This is a genomic window from Micromonospora sp. FIMYZ51, from assembly GCF_038246755.1.
Lineage (GTDB): Bacteria > Actinomycetota > Actinomycetes > Mycobacteriales > Micromonosporaceae > Micromonospora.
The window spans coordinates 1,827,379-1,848,928 of sequence record NZ_CP134706.1; the positions used below are offsets into that span (position 1 = coordinate 1,827,379).

Annotated in this window: 24 protein-coding genes; 10 read left to right on the forward strand and 14 right to left on the reverse strand. The window is 71.3% G+C overall.

Annotation, left to right across the window (positions count from 1 at the left end):
* The first annotated feature begins 54 nt into the window (after positions 1–54).
* Positions 55–249, forward strand: coding sequence for a hypothetical protein (locus QQG74_RS08515; protein ID WP_341719733.1), 195 nt, complete (start codon positions 55–57; stop codon positions 247–249).
* Positions 250–318: 69 nt separating this feature from the next.
* Here the strand turns inward: QQG74_RS08515 and QQG74_RS08520 are convergent, their stop codons facing one another.
* Positions 319–891 (reverse strand): DUF3000 domain-containing protein, encoded by a 573-nt coding sequence (locus QQG74_RS08520; RefSeq protein ID WP_341719734.1) that lies wholly within the window; start codon positions 889–891, stop codon positions 319–321.
* A gap of 509 nt (positions 892–1,400) precedes the next feature.
* Between QQG74_RS08520 and hemE the strand changes: the two genes are divergently transcribed.
* From hemE to hemQ, 3 genes are read left to right on the forward strand one after another with little or no spacing between them, the layout of a single operon-like run.
* Complete coding sequence (hemE, locus tag QQG74_RS08525) at positions 1,401–2,486, forward strand: uroporphyrinogen decarboxylase (protein WP_341719735.1); 1,086 nt, start codon at positions 1,401–1,403, stop codon at positions 2,484–2,486.
* A gap of 5 nt (positions 2,487–2,491) precedes the next feature.
* Positions 2,492–3,901, forward strand: a complete 1,410-nt coding sequence (gene hemG, locus QQG74_RS08530) for a protoporphyrinogen oxidase (RefSeq protein WP_341719736.1) — start codon at positions 2,492–2,494, stop codon at positions 3,899–3,901.
* Positions 3,898–4,599 (forward strand): hydrogen peroxide-dependent heme synthase, encoded by a 702-nt coding sequence (gene hemQ / locus QQG74_RS08535; RefSeq protein WP_341719737.1) that lies wholly within the window; start codon positions 3,898–3,900, stop codon positions 4,597–4,599. Before hemG ends, hemQ begins: the two co-directional genes overlap by 4 nt.
* A gap of 161 nt (positions 4,600–4,760) precedes the next feature.
* On the opposite strand, the gene QQG74_RS08540 is transcribed toward hemQ, so the two are convergent.
* The 3 genes from QQG74_RS08540 to QQG74_RS08550 form a co-directional block, all read right to left on the reverse strand.
* The gene (locus QQG74_RS08540; protein WP_341719738.1) at positions 4,761–5,867 is read right to left on the reverse strand and encodes a lytic polysaccharide monooxygenase; all 1,107 of its coding nucleotides are present in this window, start codon (positions 5,865–5,867) and stop codon (positions 4,761–4,763) included.
* Between the two features lie 210 nt (positions 5,868–6,077).
* Complete coding sequence (locus QQG74_RS08545; RefSeq protein WP_341719739.1) at positions 6,078–6,518, reverse strand: GNAT family N-acetyltransferase; 441 nt, start codon at positions 6,516–6,518, stop codon at positions 6,078–6,080.
* 24 nt (positions 6,519–6,542) lie between these two features.
* Entirely contained in the window at positions 6,543–6,803 is a 261-nt protein-coding gene (locus tag QQG74_RS08550) for a Prokaryotic metallothionein (RefSeq protein ID WP_111246437.1), read from the reverse strand.
* Positions 6,804–6,993: 190 nt separating this feature from the next.
* On the opposite strand from QQG74_RS08550, the gene QQG74_RS08555 reads away from it, so the two are divergent.
* Both QQG74_RS08555 and QQG74_RS08560 read left to right on the forward strand, forming a co-directional pair.
* On the forward strand, positions 6,994–7,269 hold the full coding sequence (locus QQG74_RS08555) for an isoamylase early set domain-containing protein (protein WP_341719740.1): 276 nt from the start codon (positions 6,994–6,996) through the stop codon (positions 7,267–7,269).
* Positions 7,270–7,428: 159 nt separating this feature from the next.
* The gene (locus QQG74_RS08560; protein ID WP_341719741.1) at positions 7,429–8,175 is read left to right on the forward strand and encodes a lytic polysaccharide monooxygenase; all 747 of its coding nucleotides are present in this window, start codon (positions 7,429–7,431) and stop codon (positions 8,173–8,175) included.
* A gap of 66 nt (positions 8,176–8,241) precedes the next feature.
* On the opposite strand, the gene msrB is transcribed toward QQG74_RS08560, so the two are convergent.
* On the reverse strand, positions 8,242–8,652 hold the full coding sequence (gene msrB, locus QQG74_RS08565; protein WP_341719742.1) for a peptide-methionine (R)-S-oxide reductase MsrB: 411 nt from the start codon (positions 8,650–8,652) through the stop codon (positions 8,242–8,244).
* A gap of 47 nt (positions 8,653–8,699) precedes the next feature.
* On the opposite strand from msrB, the gene ligD reads away from it, so the two are divergent.
* On the forward strand, positions 8,700–9,725 hold the full coding sequence (gene ligD / locus QQG74_RS08570; RefSeq protein ID WP_341719743.1) for a non-homologous end-joining DNA ligase: 1,026 nt from the start codon (positions 8,700–8,702) through the stop codon (positions 9,723–9,725).
* 106 nt (positions 9,726–9,831) lie between these two features.
* Here ligD and QQG74_RS08575 read toward each other — a convergent pair whose 3' ends face one another.
* Both QQG74_RS08575 and QQG74_RS08580 read right to left on the reverse strand, forming a co-directional pair.
* On the reverse strand, positions 9,832–10,284 hold the full coding sequence (locus QQG74_RS08575; protein ID WP_341719744.1) for a GNAT family N-acetyltransferase: 453 nt from the start codon (positions 10,282–10,284) through the stop codon (positions 9,832–9,834).
* 101 nt (positions 10,285–10,385) lie between these two features.
* The gene (locus QQG74_RS08580; protein ID WP_341719745.1) at positions 10,386–11,042 is read right to left on the reverse strand and encodes a C39 family peptidase; all 657 of its coding nucleotides are present in this window, start codon (positions 11,040–11,042) and stop codon (positions 10,386–10,388) included.
* Positions 11,043–11,395: 353 nt separating this feature from the next.
* On the opposite strand from QQG74_RS08580, the gene QQG74_RS08585 reads away from it, so the two are divergent.
* Entirely contained in the window at positions 11,396–13,033 is a 1,638-nt protein-coding gene (locus QQG74_RS08585; RefSeq protein WP_341719746.1) for a hypothetical protein, read from the forward strand.
* A 69-nt stretch (positions 13,034–13,102) separates the two neighbouring features.
* Here QQG74_RS08585 and QQG74_RS08590 read toward each other — a convergent pair whose 3' ends face one another.
* The gene (locus QQG74_RS08590; RefSeq protein WP_341719747.1) at positions 13,103–13,831 is read right to left on the reverse strand and encodes a DUF899 family protein; all 729 of its coding nucleotides are present in this window, start codon (positions 13,829–13,831) and stop codon (positions 13,103–13,105) included.
* A 51-nt stretch (positions 13,832–13,882) separates the two neighbouring features.
* Between QQG74_RS08590 and QQG74_RS08595 the strand changes: the two genes are divergently transcribed.
* The gene (locus tag QQG74_RS08595) at positions 13,883–14,602 is read left to right on the forward strand and encodes a winged helix-turn-helix transcriptional regulator (RefSeq protein WP_341719748.1); all 720 of its coding nucleotides are present in this window, start codon (positions 13,883–13,885) and stop codon (positions 14,600–14,602) included.
* Positions 14,603–14,764: 162 nt separating this feature from the next.
* On the opposite strand, the gene QQG74_RS08600 is transcribed toward QQG74_RS08595, so the two are convergent.
* From QQG74_RS08600 to QQG74_RS08615, 4 genes are all read right to left on the reverse strand, one after another.
* Entirely contained in the window at positions 14,765–15,424 is a 660-nt protein-coding gene (locus QQG74_RS08600; protein ID WP_341716728.1) for a C39 family peptidase, read from the reverse strand.
* Between the two features lie 349 nt (positions 15,425–15,773).
* A complete protein-coding gene (locus QQG74_RS08605; RefSeq protein ID WP_341719749.1) occupies positions 15,774–16,271 on the reverse strand; it encodes a hypothetical protein in 498 nt (165 codons plus the stop codon).
* A gap of 298 nt (positions 16,272–16,569) precedes the next feature.
* The gene (locus QQG74_RS08610) at positions 16,570–18,171 is read right to left on the reverse strand and encodes an alpha/beta hydrolase (RefSeq protein ID WP_341721181.1); all 1,602 of its coding nucleotides are present in this window, start codon (positions 18,169–18,171) and stop codon (positions 16,570–16,572) included.
* A 54-nt stretch (positions 18,172–18,225) separates the two neighbouring features.
* Complete coding sequence (locus QQG74_RS08615; protein WP_341721182.1) at positions 18,226–19,338, reverse strand: ATP-dependent DNA ligase; 1,113 nt, start codon at positions 19,336–19,338, stop codon at positions 18,226–18,228.
* Positions 19,339–19,473: 135 nt separating this feature from the next.
* Here QQG74_RS08615 and QQG74_RS08620 point away from each other — a divergent pair, with 135 nt between their 5' ends.
* Positions 19,474–19,686 carry a hypothetical protein gene (locus tag QQG74_RS08620; protein WP_341719750.1) on the forward strand — a complete coding sequence of 71 codons (213 nt, stop codon included), beginning with the start codon at positions 19,474–19,476 and terminating at the stop codon, positions 19,684–19,686.
* 42 nt (positions 19,687–19,728) lie between these two features.
* Here the strand turns inward: QQG74_RS08620 and QQG74_RS08625 are convergent, their stop codons facing one another.
* Positions 19,729–20,646, reverse strand: a complete 918-nt coding sequence (locus QQG74_RS08625; protein ID WP_341719751.1) for a DNA-3-methyladenine glycosylase 2 family protein — start codon at positions 20,644–20,646, stop codon at positions 19,729–19,731.
* A 169-nt stretch (positions 20,647–20,815) separates the two neighbouring features.
* Positions 20,816–21,487, reverse strand: coding sequence for a hypothetical protein (locus tag QQG74_RS08630; protein ID WP_341719752.1), 672 nt, complete (start codon positions 21,485–21,487; stop codon positions 20,816–20,818).
* Positions 21,488–21,550: the final 63 nt, after the last annotated feature.

Here is a 21,550-nt window from a genome sequence, read left to right on the forward strand (position 1 = left end):
CAAGCGGTGCGGCGGTGCGGCGGTGCGGCGGTGCGGCGGTGCGGCGGTGCGGCGGTGCGGGTCGCTGAGTCGGTGGCGGCGCTGCGGGTCGCTGAGTCGGTGGCGGCGTCTGCGGTGTTGGTCGGGGTCGGTCAGCCGGCGGTGGGCTCAGCCGGTGGCGGCGCTGCGGTGTCCCGGGTCGCTGAGCCGGTGGCGGCGCTGCGCGGTCGGTCAGCCAGTGATGGCGGTGCAGTGGCCCCGGGTCGCTGAGTCGGCGGCGGCGCTGGGGTGTTGCGGAGTCGCTCAGCCGGTGGCGGCGCTGCGGCGTTGCGGGGTCGGTCAGCCAGTGATGGCGGTGCGGCGTTCCGGCAGGGCGGTGACACCGGGTGGGGGCAGGCCGGCGGTGGAGGCAAGCAGGGTGCACCAGGCGTACAGGTGCGGGGTGAGGTCGAGGTCCGTCGGGGTCCACGAGGCGCGGATCTCGATGTCGCTCGCCGTGGGCGACCCCGCCAACTCCCCGAACCGGGTCGACATCGTCTGCGTGATCGTTCCGCCGATGGCCCGGTGCCCGGCCGCCTGGGCGTCGAGGGCGTCGGTGAGCCAGGTCCAGCCCACTCCGGGCAGCAGCGGATCGGCGGCGAGATCGACCTCCAGTTCGGCGGTCACGTAGGTGACCAACCGCAGGGTGCCCTGCCACGCCTCGTGTCCGGCCGGGTCGTGCAACAGAATCAGCCGGCCGGTCGCCACCTCGTCGCCGTCGCGCAGCACGGTCGCGGAAAGCGCGAAGGCGTACGGCGCCAACCGTTGCGGCGCGGTTATCTCCTCCAGCAGAATCTCCGGCCGGGGCGTCGCCGACCGGAGCCCGGCGACCGCGCGGGCGAAGGTGTCCGGAAGCGCGATCGGGGCGGCCATGCCCGCAGCCTATGCCGCCACCCGCTTGCCGGCCGGGACGGCGCGCCGACGATCCACTCGCCGATGATCGCCGTACCCCCAGCCCACCGAGGCCCGCCCCGCGCCCACTGCTGCTCGTGCCCGCTGCTGCTCGTGCCCGCTGCTGTCCGCCCTGTGTCCGCTGCTGCTCGTGCCCGCTGCTGTCCGCCCTGTGTCCGCTGCTGCTCGTGCCCGCTGCTGTCCGCCCTGTGTCCGCTGCTGCTCGTGCCCGCTGCTGTCCGCCCTGTGTCCGCTGCTGCTCGTGCCCGCTGCTGTCCGCCCTGTGTCCGCTGCTGCCCGCGCCCGATGCTGCTCGCCCCGTGCTCGCCGATTCCCGCGCTCGCTGATGTCCACGCTCCGTGGCCGTCGGTATCCGATCGCGCCCTGCGGTCGTTGCTGGTGATCGTGTTAATAAGGGGCCCCTGCTCTACACCAGGCGTTAATAAGGGGCCCTTCCTTACACCAGGGTGGGGCGTGGGACGATGGGGGTGATGACCACCGAGAGTACGGGCATCGCCGCCCGAGACGACGAACCCCGCCCTGGCGGGCCTGCGAACTCGCCCTTCGTGCGGGCGTGTCGCCGCCGCTCCGTCCCGCACACCCCGGTCTGGTTCATGCGGCAGGCCGGCCGGTCGCTGCCGGAGTACCGCGAGATCCGGGCGAACGTGGCCATGCTGGAGTCCTGCCGTCGGCCGGACCTGGTCACCGAGATCACGCTCCAGCCGGTACGCCGGCACGGGGTGGACGCCGCGATCCTGTTCAGCGACATCGTGGTGCCGGTCGCCGCCGCCGGGGTCGACCTGGACATCGTGCCGGGGACCGGACCGGTGGTGGCCGAGCCGGTGCGTACCGCCGCCGACGTGGAGCGGATCCGGCCGCTCGGTCGCGACGACGTCCCGTACGTGGACGAGGCGGTCCGGATGCTGGTCAAGGAGTTGGGCGACACCCCGCTGATCGGCTTCGCCGGAGCACCCTTCACGCTTGCCAGCTACCTGGTCGAGGGCGGGCCGTCGCGGACCCACGCGAAGACCAAGGCGCTGATGTACGGCGATCCCGAGCTGTGGCACGCCCTGGCTGGCCGGCTGGCCGAGATGACCCTGACGTTCCTGCGGGTGCAGATCGACGCCGGGGTCAGCGCGGTGCAGCTTTTCGACTCCTGGGCCGGCGCGCTTTCCGAGGCCGACTACCGCCGGTTCGTGCTGCCCCACTCGACTGCCGTACTCGCCGGGCTGGCCGAGGCCGGCGTACCCCGGATTCACTTCGGGGTGGGCACCGCCGAGCTGCTCGGTGCGATGGGCGAGGCCGGGGCGGACGTGGTCGGCGTCGACTGGCGTACGCCGTTGGACGTCGCCACCCGGCGGATCGGCCCGGAGCGGGCCGTGCAGGGCAACCTCGACCCGTGCGTACTGCTGGCTCCGTGGCCGGTGGTGGAGACCGAGGTACGTCGGATCCTCGACGAGGGTCGGGCCACACCCGGGCACGTGTTCAACCTCGGTCACGGCGTGCTGCCGGAGACCGATCCGGAGGTGTTGACCCGGGTGGTTGCCCTGGTGCACGAACTCTCCGCCAGGGGCTGACCGCGGTGGCGAGGCGCTGGCGGGTGGCGGTGGTCGGTGGCGGTGTCGCCGGCCTGGCCGCCGCGGTCCGGTTGCGGGACCGGGCCCCCGCCGGCACCGAGATCACCGTGTACGAGCAGTCCGGCGCGCTCGGTGGCAAGCTGCGCACCGGCGAGTTGGCCGGCGGCCCGGTGGAGTTCGGCGCGGAGTCGTTCCTGATGCGTGACCCGGCCGGCGGCCCGTCGGCCGCGGTGGCCCTGGTCCACCGGCTCGGGCTGGCCGGTCGGATCGTGCACCCGACCGTCGGGCAGGCGGCGCTCGCCGTCGACGGTGGGCTGCGCCCGATCCCGGGCGGCACGCTGGTGGGCGTACCGGGTGATCTGGAGCAGGTGGCGACGGTGGCCCGGCCGACGCCGGACGCCGACCGCGACGAGGGTCGGCCGCTACTCGCCCCGGAGCAGGACGTCTCCGTCGGCGCGCTGGTCCGCGCCCGGTTCGGCGGCGAGGTGGTGGACCGGCTGGTCGACCCGATGCTCGGCGGGGTCTACGCCGGCCGCGCCGACGACCTCTCCCTGGCCACCACCATGCCGGCCCTGGCCCGGGCGGCCCGCACGGAGCACACGCTGCTCGGCGCGGTACGCGCGGCACAGGCCGCTGCCCCACGCGCCCCCGGCGAACCGGTCTTCGGCACCCTCGACGGCGGACTCGGCACCCTGGTCGACGCCGCCGCCACGGCCAGCGGGGCGACCATCCGCCGCAACGCGGCGGTCCGCGAACTCACGCCGGCCGGTGCCGGTTGGCGGCTCACCGTCGGGCCGACCCGGGATCCCGAGCACGTCGAGGTCGACGCGGTGGTGCTGGCCGTGCCGGCCCGCCCGGCGGCCCGGCTGCTCGCCGAGGTCGCCGCCGAGGCGGCGGAGCGGATCGGCGGGCTGGACTACGCAAGCGTCGCGCTTGTCACGCTGGCCCTGCCCGGGCCGGCGTTGCCGCAGCTCTCCGGCTTCCTGGTGCCCGGCACCGAGGGGCTGCTGATCAAGGCATCCACGTTCTTCACCACCAAGTGGGGGCACCTGCGCCGGCCGGACGGGCTGGCCCTGGTCCGGGCCTCGGTCGGCCGGTACGGGGAGGAGGCCCAGCTCCAGCGCCCCGACGAGGACCTGGCGGCGACCGTGCACCGGGAGTTGTCGGCGGTGCTCGACGTGCCGCTGCCGGCACCGGTCGACGGGCACGTGCAACGCTGGGGTGGTGGGCTGCCGCAGTACACCCCCGGGCACCTGGACCGGGTGGCCGCCGCGCGGTCCGCGCTGCGGGCAGCACATCCGACGCTGCGGCTGGCCGGCGCCGGTTACGACGGGGTGGGCATCCCGGTCTGCGTCCGTTCCGGCGAGACGGCGGCCGAGGAGATCATCACAGCACTGGAAGGATCGGGGAGTTGACGGAGCAGAGCAACGCGGCCCGGCTGCGGGAGCTGAACGACACCATCCGCTACACCATGTGGTCGGTGTTCCGGTCCAGCGCGCCGCTGCCGTCGCTGCGGGAGAACGTGACCGGCGAGGCCGAGTCGCTGATCGAGGAACTGGCCGGCAAGGACGTCGTGGTGCGGGGCACGTACGACGTTTCCGGCCTGCGCGCCGACGCCGACCTGATGATCTGGTGGCACTCCTCGTCCAGCGACGCTCTCCAGGACGCGTACCTGCGGTTGCGGCGGACCACCCTGGGGCGGGCGATGACCCCGGTCTGGTCGCAGATGGCGCTGCACCGGCCGGCCGAGTTCAACAAGAGCCACATCCCGGCGTTCCTGGCCGGTGAGGAGGCCCGCGCCTACCTCTGCGTCTACCCGTTCGTCCGCTCGTACGAGTGGTACCTGCTGCCCGACGCCGAGCGCCGCGAGCTGCTGGCCGAGCACGGCCAGATGGCCCGGGGCTACCCGGACGTGCGCGCCAACACGGTGGCCTCGTTCGCGCTCGGCGACTACGAGTGGATGCTCGCCTTCGAGGCCGACGAGCTGCACCGCATCGTGGACCTGATGCGCGACCTGCGCGGCTCCCGGGCCCGGCTGCACGTACGCGAGGAGGTCCCCTTCTACACCGGCCGCCGCCGCCCGATCGCCGACATCATCGCGAACCTGGTGTAAGGAAGGGCCCCCTTTTAACGCCTCGTGCATAGCAAGGGCCCCCTTTTAACACAACGTAACAACCGATCCGCACCGGCCGTGGTGGTCACCGTGGCCGGTGCGGATCGGGTTCGACCGGGTGGAGCCGCACCGGAGGGAGTGAGGCGTGGCCCCACCCGGGGTCAGGCCATCACCGTGCAGGTGAGCGTGGGCACGTTGCTGCTGCCCGAGCCCAGGAAGCCGAAGGTGGCACTGCCGCCGGCACCGAGGTTGCCGTTGTAGCCGACGTTGGTGGCGGTCACCGTCGAGCCGCTGGAACTGATGTTGGCGTTCCAGAACTGACTGATCTGCTGGCCGTTGGCGTACGTCCAGTTGACCCGCCAGCCGCGGATGGTCGTGTTGCCCGCGGTCACCTGCACCTCACCCTGGAAACCACCGGTCCAGGTCGAGGTCACCCGGTACGTCGCCGAGCACGTGCCGGCCGCCGGCACGCCGGTCGTCGGCGGGACGGTCGGCGGATTGGACGTGGGCGGGATGGTCGGCGGCGGGGTGGTGGTCGGTGGCGCGGTGGTCGGCGGGGTGCTGCCGCCGCCGAACTGCACGTCGCTACAGATGTAGTACGACTGGTCGGAGTGGCTGGCCTGCCAGATGGTGAAGATGACGTGCCGGCCGGTGCGTCCCGGCGCGTTCACCGGCACCTTGATGGAGACTCCGCCGGGCTCGGACTGCCACTGGGAGGCCGGCGTGTTGCCGATCTGACCGACCAGTTCCAGGTGTGACCAGGCCAATGGCGTGGTCAGCGCGTCGTAGCCCTGCCGGGTGGCGTACACCCGGATGTAGTCGGCACCGTGACTGGCCTGGTCGTAGAACTTGAGCCGGAAGTTGTTGGCGACCGAGGTGGTCCGCCAGGCGCCGGGCACGTCCATCGCCCGGTAGCGCCCGTTTTCGGTACGTCCGCCGGAGCAGAGCTGACCGTTCGGGATGGCGGCCTGGTGGTTGCCGGCCACACCCTCGCGGTAGAGGCCGTTCCAGTTCCACATGGCGTTGGTGTCGGTCTGCCACGCCTGCCAGCACATCGGATCCTCGGTGGCCATCCGCGGGTTCTGGAAGTCACCACCCCAACGTTGCCAGCAGCCGTAGTTGCGGGAGATGGGGTTGGCCACCGAGCCGTGCGCCGAGGCGGGCGCCACCAGCGCGGTGGTGGCGAGCAGCGTGGCGACGGCGACGGCAGCGACGGCCGCCACGGCGGATAGCCATACCGCGCGCGATGATCTGAGTACGTTGGACATGGAGCCCCCAGGGGGAATCGTCGGATCGACATCGCCCAGACGCGCGGGAGTTGCCTCTCCCGGGCCGGTTCGGGTGGCCCCGTCGTTTGTACTGGCTCCAATCAAAAGGATGGCACAAGCCATCGTCATCGGTCAATTAGGAAAACGTTTTCCAGCACGTCGTACCGATCCTCGTCAGCGCTGCGGCGGGAGAGTTCGCTGACTGGTCGGTCAGCATTGGCGGCGCATAGGGGTGTGCGGGATGCCGTCCTCGACGTACGCCGGGCCGCTGACCGTGAAGCCGTGCCGAGCGTAGAAGTCGACCAGATGCGACTGGGCCTCCAGGACGCAGGGCCGGTCGCCGATCTCGACCAGCGCCGCAGTCAGCAACCGACCGGCGTGCCCGGTGCCACGGGCGGCCGGCGCCACCACCACCCGCCCGATCCTGGCCACTCCGCCGGGGTTGGCCAGGATTCGCAGGTACGCCAGGGGAGCGCCGTCCAGCGCCAGCCAGAGATGCCGGGTGCCGGGCTCGACGTCGCGTCCGTCGAGTTCCGGGTACGCGCACTCCTGCTCGACCACGAACACGTCGACGCGCAGTCGCAGCAGGTCGTAGAGGGTGCGGGCGTCCAGGTCGGCGAAGGCGGCGATCCGCAGTTCCGGGCTCGGCATCCCGCCAGGTTAGCCAGTGGTGGTCTAGGCCGGGCGGGCGCCGACGGCGTCGCGGATCTCGGCACCCTGCTCGGACTCGACGGCTCGGGCGCAGTGTCCGCAGCAGAAGAAGCGGCCGGAGACCTCCACGCCGTGCCCGACGATCCTGATCTGGCAGTGCTCACAGATCGGCGCCAGCTTGTGTACCGCGCACTCGAAGCAGTCGAAGGTGTGCACGTCGCCGCTGACCGTGCGTACCTCGAACGCCATCCAGTAGTCGTTGCCGCAGACCTCGCACGTCGCCATGGCCCGTCTCCTCATGTCGGTGTCCCGCCCAGCGTGCGGCCCGCCATCGTCGGTGCCGGGCGGAAACCGGCCGGGTCACCCGGGCGGGGCGGCGTGTCGCGCCGGTGTGTCGGGCGTTGTACCGGATGACCTGGCCGGTGGCGGCGGCCCGGCCGCCGGTCCGTCGAGATCGCGAACCGGGAGGACGACAATGATCAAGCGAAACCGGCTCTTCGGCAGCCAGACCCGGGTCACGTTCTGTCTTCCCCGGGACGCTCCACCCGGCACCGTCAGCGTGGTCGGCTCCTTCAACGGGTGGCAACCCGGTGAGCACGTGCTGGTGGCCCGCCGGGACGGCACCCGGACGGTGACCGTACGCCTTGGTCCCGGGCAGCACCGCTTCCGGTACCTGGCCACGGGCGGGCTGTGGTTCGACGACGAGTGCGCCGACCAGGTGGACGACCAGGGCGGCCTGCTGGTGCTGTGACGCTCGCGGGCGGGCCTGCGTGGCCGTTGGCGAAGGCTGCCGGCCGCCAGGAGGGTCGTGCGCGGTCTGCCTTTATTGACAGCGGTCTTTACTGTTAACAATGTTTAAATTATGTTGATGGCACCTCACCAGGCAACACGCCGCTAAGGAGCTGCCGTCATGCGCCGAAGAATCACCCTTCCGCTGGTCGCGACGGGCGCCATGGTCTCCACCCTGGCCATCGCCACCCCGGTCCAGGCCCACGGCTACGTCTCGTCGCCGCCCAGCCGCCAGGCGCTCTGCGCCCAGAACCGGGTCCCCGACTGTGGGCAGATCAGATGGGAGCCGCAGAGCGTCGAAGGTCCCAAGGGACTGCGCAACTGCCACGCCAACATCGCGCACTTCGCCGTCCTCAACGACGACAACCGTGGCTGGCCCGCCACCTCGGTCGGCACCACGGTCACCTTCAGCTGGGTCAACACCGCCCAGCACGCCACCCGCGACTGGGAGTACTTCATCGGCAACAACCGGGTGGCGGTCTTCTCCGGCGGCGGGCGTCAGCCCGGCCCCAGCGTCTCGCACACGATCAACCTGTCCGGCTACTCCGGACGGCAGAAGGTGCTGGCCGTCTGGAACATCGCCGACACCGCAAACGCGTTCTACTCCTGCGTCGACCTCCAGATCGGCGGCGGAGGTGGCAACCCGCCGCCCAGCCCGAGCCCGACCAACCCGCCGCCCCCGTCGCCCACCCCGACGGTCGGCCCGACCAGCACCCCGCCGACCGGCGGCACCTGGACGGCCGGTCGCGCGTACGCCGTCGGGGACCAGGTCACCTACGGTGGGCGGACGTACCGCTGCCGGCAGGCGCACACCGCCATCGCCGGCTGGGAACCGCCGAACGTACCGGCGCTGTGGAGTCTGGTCTGACCAGCGGGAGGTGCGGCCGGGCCCCGGCCGCACCTCCCAGCGGCAGTTCGGGTGCGGCCCGGGCGGTCAGGCGGTGCCCGGGTCCAGCCGGATGGAGAGCGAGTTCACGCAGTGCCTGGTGTTCTTCGGGGTGAAGCCCTCGCCCCGGAAGACGTGCCCGAGGTGGCTGTCGCAGCGGGCGCAGCGGATCTCGGTGCGGCGCATGCCGAGGCTGTTGTCCTCGATCTCCTTGATCGCACCGGGGATGGCGTCGTCAAAGCTCGGCCAGCCGCAGTGCGAGTCGAACTTGGTGTCACTCGGGTAAAGCTGGGCACCGCAGGCCCGGCACCGGTACATGCCGGGGGTCTTGGTGTCGACGTACTCGCCGGTCCACGCTGGCTCGGTGCCGTGCTCACGCAGCACCCGGAACTCGTCGGGGCTGAGCCGGACCCGCCACTCGTCCTCGGTGCGGGGCAGTTCGCTGTCGGGAAGACTCACGTGCCAACGGTACGTCGAACGTCGGAGCCATCGCATATGGTCGCGAAATGGCAGGCACGAAGGCTCCGGCCGAGGAGATCGAGGTCGCCGGGCACACCGTACGGTTGTCCAGCCCGGACCGGGTGATCTTTCCGCAACGCGGCTTCACCAAGGCCGACGTTTTCCACTACTACCTGGGCGTGGGCGACGGCATCATGCGCGCCCTGCGCGACCGGCCGACGACCCTGCAACGCTTCCCCGACGGCATCGAGGGGGAGATGTTCTTCCAGAAGCGGGTGCCGACGCGCGGAGTGCCGCCCTGGGTGCGTACCGCCGAGATCAGCTTCCCCAGCGGGCGCAAGGCCGCGGAGCTCTGCCCGGCGGACCTGGCCCACGTCGCCTGGGCCGCGCAGATGGGCACCGTCGTGTTCCACCCGTGGCCGGTGCGCGCCGCCGAAGTCGACCAGCCGGACGAACTGCGGGTCGACCTCGATCCGCAGCCCGGCACCGACTTCGCCCACGCGGCGACCGCCGCCGCCGAGCTGCGCGCCATCCTCGACGAGCTGGGCGTGGCCGGCTGGCCGAAGACCTCCGGCGGCCGGGGCGTGCACGTCTACCTGCGCATCCAGCCGCGCTGGACGTTCGTCGAGGTGCGCCGGGCCACCATCGCGCTGGCCCGGGAGCTGGCCCGCCGCCGCCCCGACCTGGTCACCACCGCCTGGTGGAAGGAGGAACGCGGCGAGCGGGTGTTCGTGGACTACAACCAGATGGCCCGGGACCGGACGATCGCCTGCGCGTACTCGCTGCGGGCGAACGCGCGGGCCACCGTCTCCACCCCGGTCAGCTGGGACGAGTTGGCCGACGTCGACCCGGACGACTTCGACCTGCGCAGCGTGCCGCAACTGTTGAGCGAGCGGGGCGACCCGCACGCCGGCATCGACGACGCCGGGTGGGACATCACCCCGCTGCTGGAGTGGGCGGAGCGGGACGCCGCCGCTGGCGAGGGCGACCTGCCCTACCCGCCCGACCACCCGAAGATGCCCGGCGAACCGAAGCGGGTCCAACCCTCCAAGGACCGCGACCGCCCCCGCTGACCCCTCGCCCGCGCCGCCGCATCGTTCACCGCGTTCAGTTGAGCCGCCGCACCGGTCAGGCGCGGTCGTACGGGCGCGAGCGCGGGCGGCGTTGCGACGACCGGGGTCAGAGACCGAGCTTCATGCCCTCGTGGCTGGCGACGAAGCCCAGGCCGAGGTAAAAGCGGTGGGCGTCGTGTCGGCTCTTGTCGGTGGTGAGCTGCACCAGCCCGCAACCACGCTGCCGGGCCTGATCGATCGCCCAGGTCATCATCAGCCGACCCAGGCCACGGCCCCGGTTATCCGAGCGGACCCGGACCGCTTCGATCAGCTGGCGCTCGGTGCCGTGTCGCCCGAGCCCGGGGATGTAGGTGAGCTGCATGCAGCCGACCACCTCGCCGCCGGCTTCGGCGACGACGAGCTGGTTACGCGGGTCGGCGGTGATGTCGGCGAACGCCTTCTCGTAGGTGGCGTCGACCTCGCCGACGTCCCGGGTACGTCCCAGCATGTCGTCGGCGAGCAGGTCGAGCACGGCGGGCAGGTCGGCCCGGACCGCCTCACGGAAGATCACGTCGCTCATCCCGCGAGAATCGCATACCCGCGGCGACCGATTTCTGGCAGCCCGAAAGGGCCGACCCCGGACGTGGGGTCGGCCCTTTCGGGTGTTCGGTTGTCGGATCGTCAGCTGGTGGCGGAGTAGCCGCGGGTGGCGATCCAGGTGGCGAGGGTGTCGATGTCCATCTGGTACGAAGCCTGAGCCGGGTCGGCGGAGTCGGCGATGGTCACGGTCTCACCCTCGTCGTCGTAGCCGGTGACGCTGATGTAGTGCCCACCCTCGAAGCTGTGCGCGACGCCATCGGTGTCGGTGGCGGTGCCGGCGATGTTGGCGACCACGGCACGACCGTCATCGACGGTACGCACGATGTCCTCGCGCAGCTTGTCAGCCTGCTTCTCGGCGGCCTTGGCGTCGCGGATCTCCACCGACTTGTAGACGTCCTTGCCGGTCTCCTTGTTCAGCACCGGCGTGATGTCGTTGATGGAGTCGGTACCGGCCTCGGTGGTACCCATCCGCTTGGCCATGTCGTACACGTCGATGTTCTTGCCCTGCACGCTCAGCGCGTTACGGGCGGCGGCCGGGCCGCAGAAGTAGAAGTTGGGCTGGGCCTCGTAGCGCACGTCGAGCTGGCGCTCGCCGTTGGGCTTGCGGTCGGTCTGCACCTGGGCGGCAGCCGGCGTGGGGGCGGCGTTGGCGGCGACGGCGGGGCCGGCGATGCCACCAGCGGTGGCGGCGGCAGCGGCGAAGGTCAGAGCGGTCTTGCGCAGGATGGTGGTACGCATGATTGAGTCACACCTTCCGTTCGGGGGTACGCAGCAGGAATCAACCCGGTTCGGGGCTCGCAGTGCTGCGGGGGGAAAGAGGAACGCCCGGCGGGGGGTGCTCGGGCGTCCGAGAGATGTAACGATCCCGGTCGGCCCCACATTCCAGGGGGTGCCGGGAGGTTGCGTGGCGGGGCGGGGGAGGCCCTCGCGGTATGCCATGTACAACGACCCGCGGCCCGGCCGCATTCCGCCGTCGGCCGATCGGGCCACCCCGCAAACGGCAACATAACGGACATTCGGGTTCGTTGCAGGATGAAATCCTTGGGCCCCGCCCTGGTCGGTCGCTTGCCGAAGGTGATCACAATGCTCGCATGACGGGTATGCGCCAGGCTGCGCCGACTGCGATGCTGGTTCTGATCATGGCCACGGGCTGCACCGAGGCGGGCCCGGCCGAGTTACCCGCCCGGGCGGCGCAGGTGCCGGCCGAGGTGCAGGGGCTCGGTCCGGCGGTGCTCGCAGTACCGGTGGCGGACGATCGTCGTAGTGACCTGATCGGGCTGCTCGCGCTGGAACGGTTCGGCGACGATCTCGCCGGCCTGACGCCCACCCGGCGGCACGCCGAGGTCGCCCTCGGGGATCCCCGTTTCCCGACCGTCGCCCGAGGTCTGGGTGACGATCGCCGGGACGCCGTGCTCGTCGACGGTCGGCTGCGCGACGTCACGCTGCCCGATGGCGCGTACGCCCGGCAGGCCCTGGGTGTCGACGCCACGCTGTCGATCACGGCATCCCGATGCCTCACCGTGACCGGCGAGGGCGCGATCGGGCAACCGGCGGTCGAGGCATCCTGCGAGATCGCCGAACGGGGCGGGGTGATCTGGCAGGACCGGCAGGGCGGCCGGTACGGCGGGATCGATCTGGCGTCCGGAGCGGCGAGCCCGGCCATCGAGCTGCCGTCGTATCCGATCGCCGCCACACCCGACGGTCGCTACCTCGCGGCGCTCACCCGTCAGCGGCCTCGGCAACTCGTCATCGGGGACACCAGGACCGGCCAGTCACGGCCCACCACGGTGACGGTCGGCGGGACGGACGTCCCCGGGGTCTTCACCAGCGGCGGATTCGCGCTGCTACGCCAGACCGTTCCCGGCACCCGCCGGATCAGTCTGGTCACCCCGAAGGGGGATGTACGTGACCTGCTCTCCCCGGTCGGTGAGGTCGCCTTCGCCCCGAACGGGCGGCGCGCCATCGTGGTGGACACCCGCACCGGCAAGGGCCGGCTCTCCGTACTCGACCTGAAGTCGGGCGCGGTCACCCCGGTGGTCGGCGACGGCGCCGACCAGGGCGGCGAGCAGCCCGCTCGGCCGGCGGAACTGCCGCCGGTGACCGGCCCCGTCACCGCGACGGTTTCCGGCGACACCGCCCTGGTCGTCGAGCTGGCGGCCCGGCCGGACACCGGCCACCGGGCGCCCCGCCCCAGCCGCGCCTGGTCGGTACGACTCTCCACCGCGACCGCGACCTCCCACCCGAACACGCCGCAGGCATCGGCGGTGACGGTGCTGACGTCCGATACCCCGCCGACCAGCCCGGCCGCGGTGACAGCGCTGTCGTTCCAACCAGGCGGTGAAACCCTGACCCTCAGCCCGGACGGTACGGTCACCAGCGCCCCGCCCGGAGCCACCCCCCGGGAAACGCTCGGTCCCGGCGCGGTGCTGCACACCCTGGTCGACGCGAACGGGAGCGCGCGGGCGGATCGGCTGCTGGTGACCGACAGTTCCGGCGGCCGGATCGAGGTCCCCACCGGCGCCGGCCCGGACCAGCGGGTATCCAATGTGATCCGCACCCCGGACCAGGAACACCTGCTGATCTCGCTGCGGTCGACCAGAGGCCGGTCACAGCCAGGAGACCTCGACGTCGTGGTGGTCGCCCGACGGGACGGCACCGGCGAACCCGTCGTGGTCTACCAAGGGGCCGTGCTGACCAGCCTCGGCATCGTTCCCACGAGCAACAGCTGACCTGCTGTCGACACCCGGGGACGTGCCTTCGGGATCGCGGAAACGTGCCTTCACGTTCGGCAGGTGGGACTAGTGACAGTGGGACTGCTTCGCTGCCTGGACCGGCGTGACGTCCGGGCGGGACCACTGTGCCACCGGGCGCCCGTCCCTGCGCCACCAGCTGTAGGAGGCCGGATCCTGGGGCCAACCGTCGGGAGAGTCTTCCCATGCCTCCTGTCGGCCGTAGACCGTCATGTCGAGCAGCTTGAGCGAGCCCATGATCGCCTCGACGCCGCGGCCGGTCGTCTCGTAGGTCAGGAAGACTCGGTCTCCCCGACGGAGGTAACAGGCGATGGCGCCGCTTTCGGCGAAGGCGGGCTCCTCCACGCCGTACGTCGAATACCACGGATGGGTGTAGCCCATGAACTCGCGGAACGGCGCCAGTTCCTCGTACGGACCCTCGCCGAAGACCGCGAACGCGATGCCGCGCGCCGCAAGGTAGATCGCGTCGTGGAAGTTCCAGATGCTGAGGGTGCAGCCTTCGCACTGCTCCTCGAACGGCTTGCCAAGATGCCACATGTGCTTGTAGACGACCAGTTGGTCGCGGCCCTGGAAGATGTCGGGCAGCGCGGTCGGGCCGTGCTCGCCGATGAGCTTGACGGGTGCGATCTCGGTCATCGGCAGGCGGCGACGGGCGGCGGCGATCGCGTCACCCTCCCGCGTGTGGGCCTTCTCCCGGACGAGCAGGGCGTTACGTTCCCGAAGCCAGGTGTCGCGATCGACAGTGGGAGGCGTCGGTCGAGTGTCCATGTTCTGCATCTTGCTATCTTAAACATAGCTGATGCTTTTTTGGTGAAAGTGAGTGGCGGGTTGCCAATCAAACGGAACTACGCTGATCATGGCGACGCCTGCCGAGCGGCGTACGCTCTCGACCTGGTGGGCGACCGGTGGACGCTGATCGTCGTACGGGAGATGATCCTCGGGCCCAAACGCTTCGCCGACCTGATGGAGGCCGTGCGGGGCATTGCCCCGGCCGTGCTCAGCGACCGGCTCAGGTCGCTCCGCGAAGCCGGCATCGTCGAGCAGGTGACCCTGGCTGACCTCGCGCGCACCCGCGCGTACGTCCTCACCGAGTGGGGACGTGGGCTGGAGTCGGTGCTGGCGTCCCTGGGGCGGTGGTACTCGACCGGCCCCGATCCCCGGACCCGGGGGCGGATGACCCCGGACGCGGTGGTCCTCGCCATGCGGACGATGGCGCCGTCCGCGCCGGACGACCTACCGGCGATCGCCCTCCGCCTGTACGACGCCCGCCAGCCCGACCCGCCGGTGCGGAACTATCGCCTGGCCGTGGTCAACGGAATCCTTACCGCCCGACCGGGCGTCCCCGCCGACCCGGCGTTGACCCTGGAAGCCGAGTCGACCGCCTGGAGCGAGGTGCTCTTCGGCGACCTGCCTCTGGAGGACGCCGAACGCGACGGAACCGTACTCATCCACGGCGACCGAGCGCCCGTCGACCGCCTCATCCCCCTCTACCGCGACACCCCACCCCCACCCATCCCGGCCTCAAACCAAAACCAAAACCCCCGTTGATCATGAGGTTAGCGGCAGTTTGAAGATCAACGACTGCCGCCAACCTCATGATCAACGGGGTGGGGCGGGGGTGGGGAGGGGTTGGGGGTGGGGAGGGGGTGGGGGTGGGGTGGTGAAGGGCCGACCCTGGGTGGGGGTCGGCCCTTGCGGGTGTTCGGGGTGTCAGCTGGTGGCGCTGTAGCCGCGGGTGGCGATCCAGTCGGCGAGGTTGTCGGTGGTGATCCAGTATTCGGCCTGGTTGGGGTCGGCGGAGTCGGCGATCTTGACCTGGTCGCCGCCGTCGCGGTAGCCGGTGACGCTGACGTAGTGGCCGCCTTCGAAGCTGTGGGTGGTGCCGTTGGTGTCGGTGGTGGTGCCGGCGATGTTGGCGACCACGGCGCGGCCGTCGTCGATGGTGCGGACGATGTCTTCGCGCAGCTTGTCGGTCTGCTTGTGGTCAGCCTTGGGGTCGCGGATCTCGACGGACTTGTAGACGTTCTTGCCGGTTTCCTTGTTCAGGATGGGGGTGATGTCGTTGATGGAGTTGGTGCCGGCTTCGGTGGTGCCCATGCGCTTGGCCATGTCGTGCTGGTCGATGTTCTTGCCCTGGACGCTGAGGGCGTTGCGGGCGGCGGCGGGGCCGCAGTAGTAGAAGGTGTCCTGGGCCTGGTAGCGCACGTCGAGTTGGCGCTCGCCGTTGGGCTTGCGGTCGGCCTGCACGGCGGCGGCCGGCACGGCGGCGGGGGTGGCCTGGGCGGCGATGGCGGGTGCGGCGATGCCTCCGGCGGTGGCGGCGGCAGCGGCGATGGTCAGGGCGGTCTTACGCAGCATGGTGGTACGCATGATGGGGTTCCGCCTTCCGTTCGGGGGTGTGCGCGGCGAGCGAGGGGGTCGCGGTGGCCGCGCGAAGGGGGAAGATCTGGATGTGGGCTGTGAGCCCTGCTCGGGTGTCGCGGGCCGGTAGGGCCGCTCGCGATGTCCCGGTGGATGTGTAACGCCGGGTGGGGGGGCGGTCATTCCGGCCCGGTCCCGGGGGCGGCGCTGGGGTCGTCGCGGTTACCCCTGTACAACGACGGGGGTGGGGGCATCATTCCGCCGTGGCGTACTGCGATCCCGACATCAGGGGATCGAACGCCAGGACATCGGAGTCCGAACCGAGCACACGGCGCAGGGCGACGGTGGGAGTAAGCCGTCACTCCCTGCCGATGCTGCTGATGCTGCCGAACAACACGCTCGACGTGGCATCGGTGCATTCGGGCGGAATCGGCGGATACAGGATAGATGGGTGTTCGACTGTTGATAGATCCTGGTATCCGCCGCCACCGGCAATCAGGTCACCGGCCGTCAACGCGCCGACCTCGGGCACCCGTACGCCGATCCTGCCGTCGGTGAGCAGTGTGACGCCCGGGGGCCAGACCACCACGTACGACCGCATCTCGGCGTCGCGCAGGACGAGGCAGCCGCCGCTGCCGACCGCGAGTTCACCGCCCAACGCGGCGAGAAGGTGCACCTCGGTGGCTGCGACAAGCGTCTGAAAGCCCTCTCCCGCCAGGATGCTGCCGCCCGCGCTGGCCGGGCTGGCAGACCCTCGGAGAGCCGGTGCCTCGGCGGTCGGCAGGCGTGCACCGCTGCCGCCGCAACCGGCCAGGGCCAGCAGCAGCGCGGAGGCACTTACGGCGATCCGAACCATGCGGCCAGTAGAACTGGCACAAACCGGTCAGGCAAACTGCCATGCCGTTCGTTTCTGCTGGTTGCCCTCAGGGCAGCCGAGAGTCCCGCGCTGTCGGTGCTTATCGTCGTACGCGAATTGATCCTCGGACCGAAACGTTTCTCGGACCTGGCGGACGCGGCACGCGGCATCACCCCGGCCGTCCTCAGCGACCGACTCCGGTCGCTACAGCAGGCCGGCATCGTCGAGCAGGTCACGCTCACCGATCAACCCCACACCCGTACGCCGCCACCAAGTGGGGGCAGAGGTAGGGCTGCGGCTAGCGGGCCGGGCAGCGGGTGCCGTCGGCGGGGACGGTGAGGTCGATCAGGTAGGCGTTGACAGCCCGGGTGATGCAGGGTGTCTGCGGATAGGCGGTGTGGCCCTCACCCTCCCAGGTGAGCACCCGGCCGACGCCGAGCATCTCGGCCAGGGCCGGGGTCTGCTCGTACGGGGTGGCCGGGTCGCCGGTGGTGCCGACCACCAGGATCGGCGGGGCGCCGTCGGCGCGTCCCTTCGGGTAGGGGTCGCTGCCGCCGGGCCACTCCGTGCAGGAGACCAGGCCGGCGGCGAGTGCCGGGCCGAACAACGGGTACTGCGTGCGCCACTGCGACTGCAACTGGCGGATCCGTTCCAGGCTCGGCCGATCCTCCTCGTCGGCGCAGTTGATCGCCAGGTTGGCGTCGAAGAGGTTGGTGTAGTGGCCGTTCTCGTCGCGCTCGGCGTACGCGTCGGCGAGGCGGAAGACGCCGTCCGGGTTACCTTCCTCCAGCTGATTGATGGCCCGGGCCAGTTGCTGCCAACCGGACTCCGTGTAGAGCGAGGAGATGACCGCGTAGAAGACCCAGCCGGCGGTGGCTTCCCGGCCGTCGGCCGAGCGGACCGGGGAAACCTTCGCCTTGTCGATTGCCGAGGTGACCGCCGCTCGGGCGTCCGGCGCGATCGGGCAGCGGTTGGCGTTGGCCGCGCACCACCGGGTGAAGTTGCCGAAGGCCCGCTCGAAGCCCCGGGCCTGGCTCTCGGAGCCCTCGATCAGGCTCTGCCGGGGGTCGACCGCGCCGTCGAGCACCAGCGCCCGCACCCGCTGCGGAAACAGTTGCGCGTACGTGGCGCCGAGCAGCGTGCCGTAGGAGTAGCCCAGGTAGGTCAGCTTCTCGTCGCCGACCGCCGCGCGGATCGCGTCGATGTCCCGGGCGGCCTGCTCGGTGCCGTAGAGCGGCAACTGGTCGCCGTACTTGGCGCCACAGCCCTGACCGATCTGCCGGTTGAGCGCGACGAAGTCGTCGAACGACTGCTGGCTCTCCGGATCCGGGTCGTAGCCGAAGGTGGCGTCCAGGTCGGCATCCGGGATGCACTCCACCGGGCTGGACCGGGACACTCCGCGCGGGTCGAAGCCGACGATGTCGAACCGTTCCAGGACGGCGTCGGGCAGGCCACCGAACTGCTCGCCGAAGGTGAGGTAGACGGCGGTGTCCACCCCGGACCCACCCGGCCCGCCCGGGTTGATCAGCAGCGAGCCGATCCGGTCGCGCTGCTTGTCGGAGCGGATCCGGATCAGGGCGATCTCGAAGGTCTCACCGGCACCGGGACCCGCCGTGGCACCGCCGCCGGGACTGGCCGTGCCGCCGGGACTGGCCGTGTTGCCGTTGGTCCAGTCGCGGGGCACCTTGATGCGGGCGCACTCGTAGCGCATGCCCGGCGCGGTGCGCCCGACCACCTCTCGGGGCACCTCCGAGCAGGACTGCCAGGTCGGTGCGGTGCCCGGCGGGGCGGCCTCGGGCTCGACGTCGCCGCCGCGCGGCGCGAACGCCGGCAGTGTGCAACCGGCGGTCAGCACCACGGCGGCGGTCAGGCCGGCCAGCGTTAACCGGAAGCGACGGATCCGGTCGGAAGTACGGGTCACGAGCTAGCCTCCGTGATCGAGTCGACCGCCAGGCTACGCGGAGTCGGGCGGGGACCCGACCGGGACCGCCGGATCGCCCCGCAGGACCTGGTCCACGTCGAACCGGATCGGCCGCTCCAACTGGTCGTACCGACAGGAGCGCGGGTCGCGGTCGGGCCGCCAGCGGACGAACCGGGCGGTGTGCCGGAACCGGTCGCCCTCCATCGCGTCGTACGCCACCTCCACCACCAGTTCCGGGCGGACCGGCTCCCACTCCAGGTTCTTGGTGCCGGTCCACCGGCTGACCCCGCCGGGGATGCGCTGGCCGCGTTCGTGGTCGCCGTGCACCCACGGGTGCTCCGCCCCGGCGTCCCGGTAGGGGGCCAACTCCTCCAGCAGCTCGGCCCTGCGGGCCATGGTGAACGAGGCGCTCACCCCGACGTGGTGCAGCACCCCGGCGTCGTCGTAGAGCCCGAGCAGCAGCGAGCCGACCACCGGGCCGGACTTGTGCCAGCGGAAGCCGGCCACCACGGCGTCGGCGGTGCGGGCGTGCTTGACCTTGAACATGAGCCGCTTGCCCGGCTCGTACGGCAGGTCGGCGGGTTTGGCGATCAGCCCGTCCAACCCGGCGCCCTCGAACACGTCGAACCAGCGGCGCGCGGTCTCGGCGTCGGTGGTGACCTGGGTGACGTGCACCGGTGGGCGCACCGCCGCCAGGGCCTGCTCCAGCCGGGCACGGCGGGCCGGGTAGGGCGCGTCGAGCAGGCTTTCGCCGTCGAGGGCGAGCAGGTCGAAGGCGACGAAGTCGGCCGGGGTGGTCTCGGCGAGCAGCTTCACCCGGGACGCGGCCGGGTGGATGCGCTGGGCCAGCAGCTCGAAGTCGAGCCGGGGTTGACCGCTCGGCCCGTCGCGCCGGATCACGATCAGCTCACCGTCGACCGCGCAGCGCTCCGGCAGCTGCCGGAGCGCCTGCTCGACCACCTCGGGGAAGTAGCGCGTCATCATCTTGCCGCCCCGGCTGGCCAGCTCCACCTCGTCACCGTCGCGGAAGACGATGCAGCGGAAACCGTCCCACTTGGGCTCGTAGGTCATGCCCGGGCCGGTGGGAATCGAGGCGACGCTGCGGGCCAGCATCGGCTCCACGGGCGGATTGATCGGCAGCTTCACGGCGACAGTCAACCAGACACCACCGACAACGGTGAGCCAGATCACTGTCGCCCGCTGGGTGGCGTGTCCCGGGACGAGTCGTCGCGTACCGCTCGGGTGAATCGCAAAACCGCAGGTCAGAGCTACTTTCGCGAGGTGTCGGAGTGGGTGTGCGGGTGTTGTGGCCGGTGGCGGGTCAGCGTCGAGCTGATCCGGGGCCGGTACGTCTACCGGCTGGTTCACCGCTATCCCCGCCGCTTCGGCGGCGGTAAGAACGTGCTCGGCGAGGTCGGCTCGGTGACCGAGCTGGCGGAACTGCTGCGCCGGGTTGCCCCGGTCAGCCTGGCCGACCTGCACGAAGCCGCCTGAAACGACGCCCGCGCGGTCGGAACGAGCGCCGTCGGGACGGGCCTAGAAGTGGGCGAAGGAGCGGATGGGGGCGCGCGGGCCGAACTTCGGCGCCTGGATGCCGGCGGTCTCCAGCAGCCGACAGACCCGGCCCCGGTGCCCCCGGAACGGCTCCAGCAGCTCCAGCATCCGGGCGTCGTCGGCGCGCGGCTCGCCCGCCAGCGCCCAGGCGACCGTGTTCGGTACGTGGTAGTCGCCGACGCTTACCGCGTCCGGATCGCCGTACGCCACCCGGACCACCTCGGCGGCGGTCCACGGGCCGATGCCGGCGATCGCGGTCAACCGCCTGCTGGCCTCGGCGGAGTCGGCGCAGCGTTCCAGCCGGTCGGCCACTGCGGCGGCGCGGCGCAGCGTGTCGGCCCGGCGCTGCTCCACGCCGAACGGGTGGAACACCCAGTACGGGGTGGCGGCCACCGCGGCCGGCTCCGGTGGCAGCAGCAGTCCCGCCGGCCCGGGGGCCGGCTGCCCGAAGTGGCGGACGGTCGCCGCGTACGCCCGGTAGGCCTCCTTGCCGGTGACCTTCTGTTCGAAGACTGCCCGCAGCACCCGGCCGAAGACCAGCCCGGTCGCCGGCATCCGCAGCCCCGGGTGCCGGCTAGCCAGCTCGGCCACCACCGGGTGGCCGGCGGCCAGCTCGGCGAAGCCGGCCAGGTCGTCGCGGAGCCCGGCGATCGCGTCCGCCCGCGCCACGACCCAGCCACCACCCGGGCCGTACCCCTCGGCGAGCAGTTCGCCGCCGACCGGCCGCAGGGCAAGGGTGGCCGGGCCGTCCGGGGTGCGGGTGGCCCACCAGAGGGTGCCGGCCACGATCCGGGCGCAGGGATCGTACGGGCTGAAGGTGAGCGGTCGCACCGAGGCGACCAGCCGGTAGTGCTCCGGCGGGCGCAGGCTCCGGCGGGCAGCCGGCTCGGTCGAGGTCACCGGCCCACTCTGCCATGCGTTACCGATCATTCCGCCGCCCCGGTTCTCACCTGGTGGTCGGCGGCGTGCCGGATCCGGTCACGGTCAGCCAGACGCTTGGCAGCACCTCCGACATGACGATGGCCGGCCGTGGCCCCTGCGGGCGACGGCCGGCCAACTGCCGGTCGGCTCAGTACGAGTAGTCGGAGTCCGAGCTGTCCGACTTGGTCTTCGACGGCGGGGCGACCGCCTTCGGGGTGCCCTTGGGCAGGCATTCCAGGTTCTTGCTGCCGTCGGGGTTGACCACGAACCAGGTGCCGCCGACGCCCTGGCCCTTCCACTGGCCCGCCTTCTTGTCACCGATGTAGGTGTAGAGCGGCCAGCCGTCGAGGGTGATCTGGCGGGTGCCGTCCTCGCGGGTGATGGTGCCCACGGCGTCGTCCGAGACGCCCTTGAGCTTCGGGTTGCCGTCGGTCAACGCGGGCGGCCAGACCTCGGCGCACTCGTCGACGCAGTTCGACGACGGCGGGTCGTTGGTGTCGCGGTCGAAGCGGTAGAGGATGAAGCCGTCCTGGTTGACTACCGCGCTACCCATCCGGTCGAACTTCTTGCCGGTGAGGCTCACGGTCAGTTCGACGCCGTCGGGCAGGGGAGCGTCGACCTCGGCCTCCGCGCCGGGGGACGCCGAGGCACCCGGCGTCGCGCTGGACTCGGGGTCCACGGTCACGGTGGGCTCGGCCGCGGCGACGGCTACCGGCTCGGCCGCGCCGGCGTTCGTTCCGTCTTCGTAGCCTGCGGGAGCGCAGGCCGTGAGCGCGACCATGGCGCTCGCGACGACAACGGTCCGCTTGATCTTTGCCACGTGCCCTCCTCATGCTTGACAGTCACCGGGAAGTACGTGGCGAGGCAGTGTCAAGGTTGAATG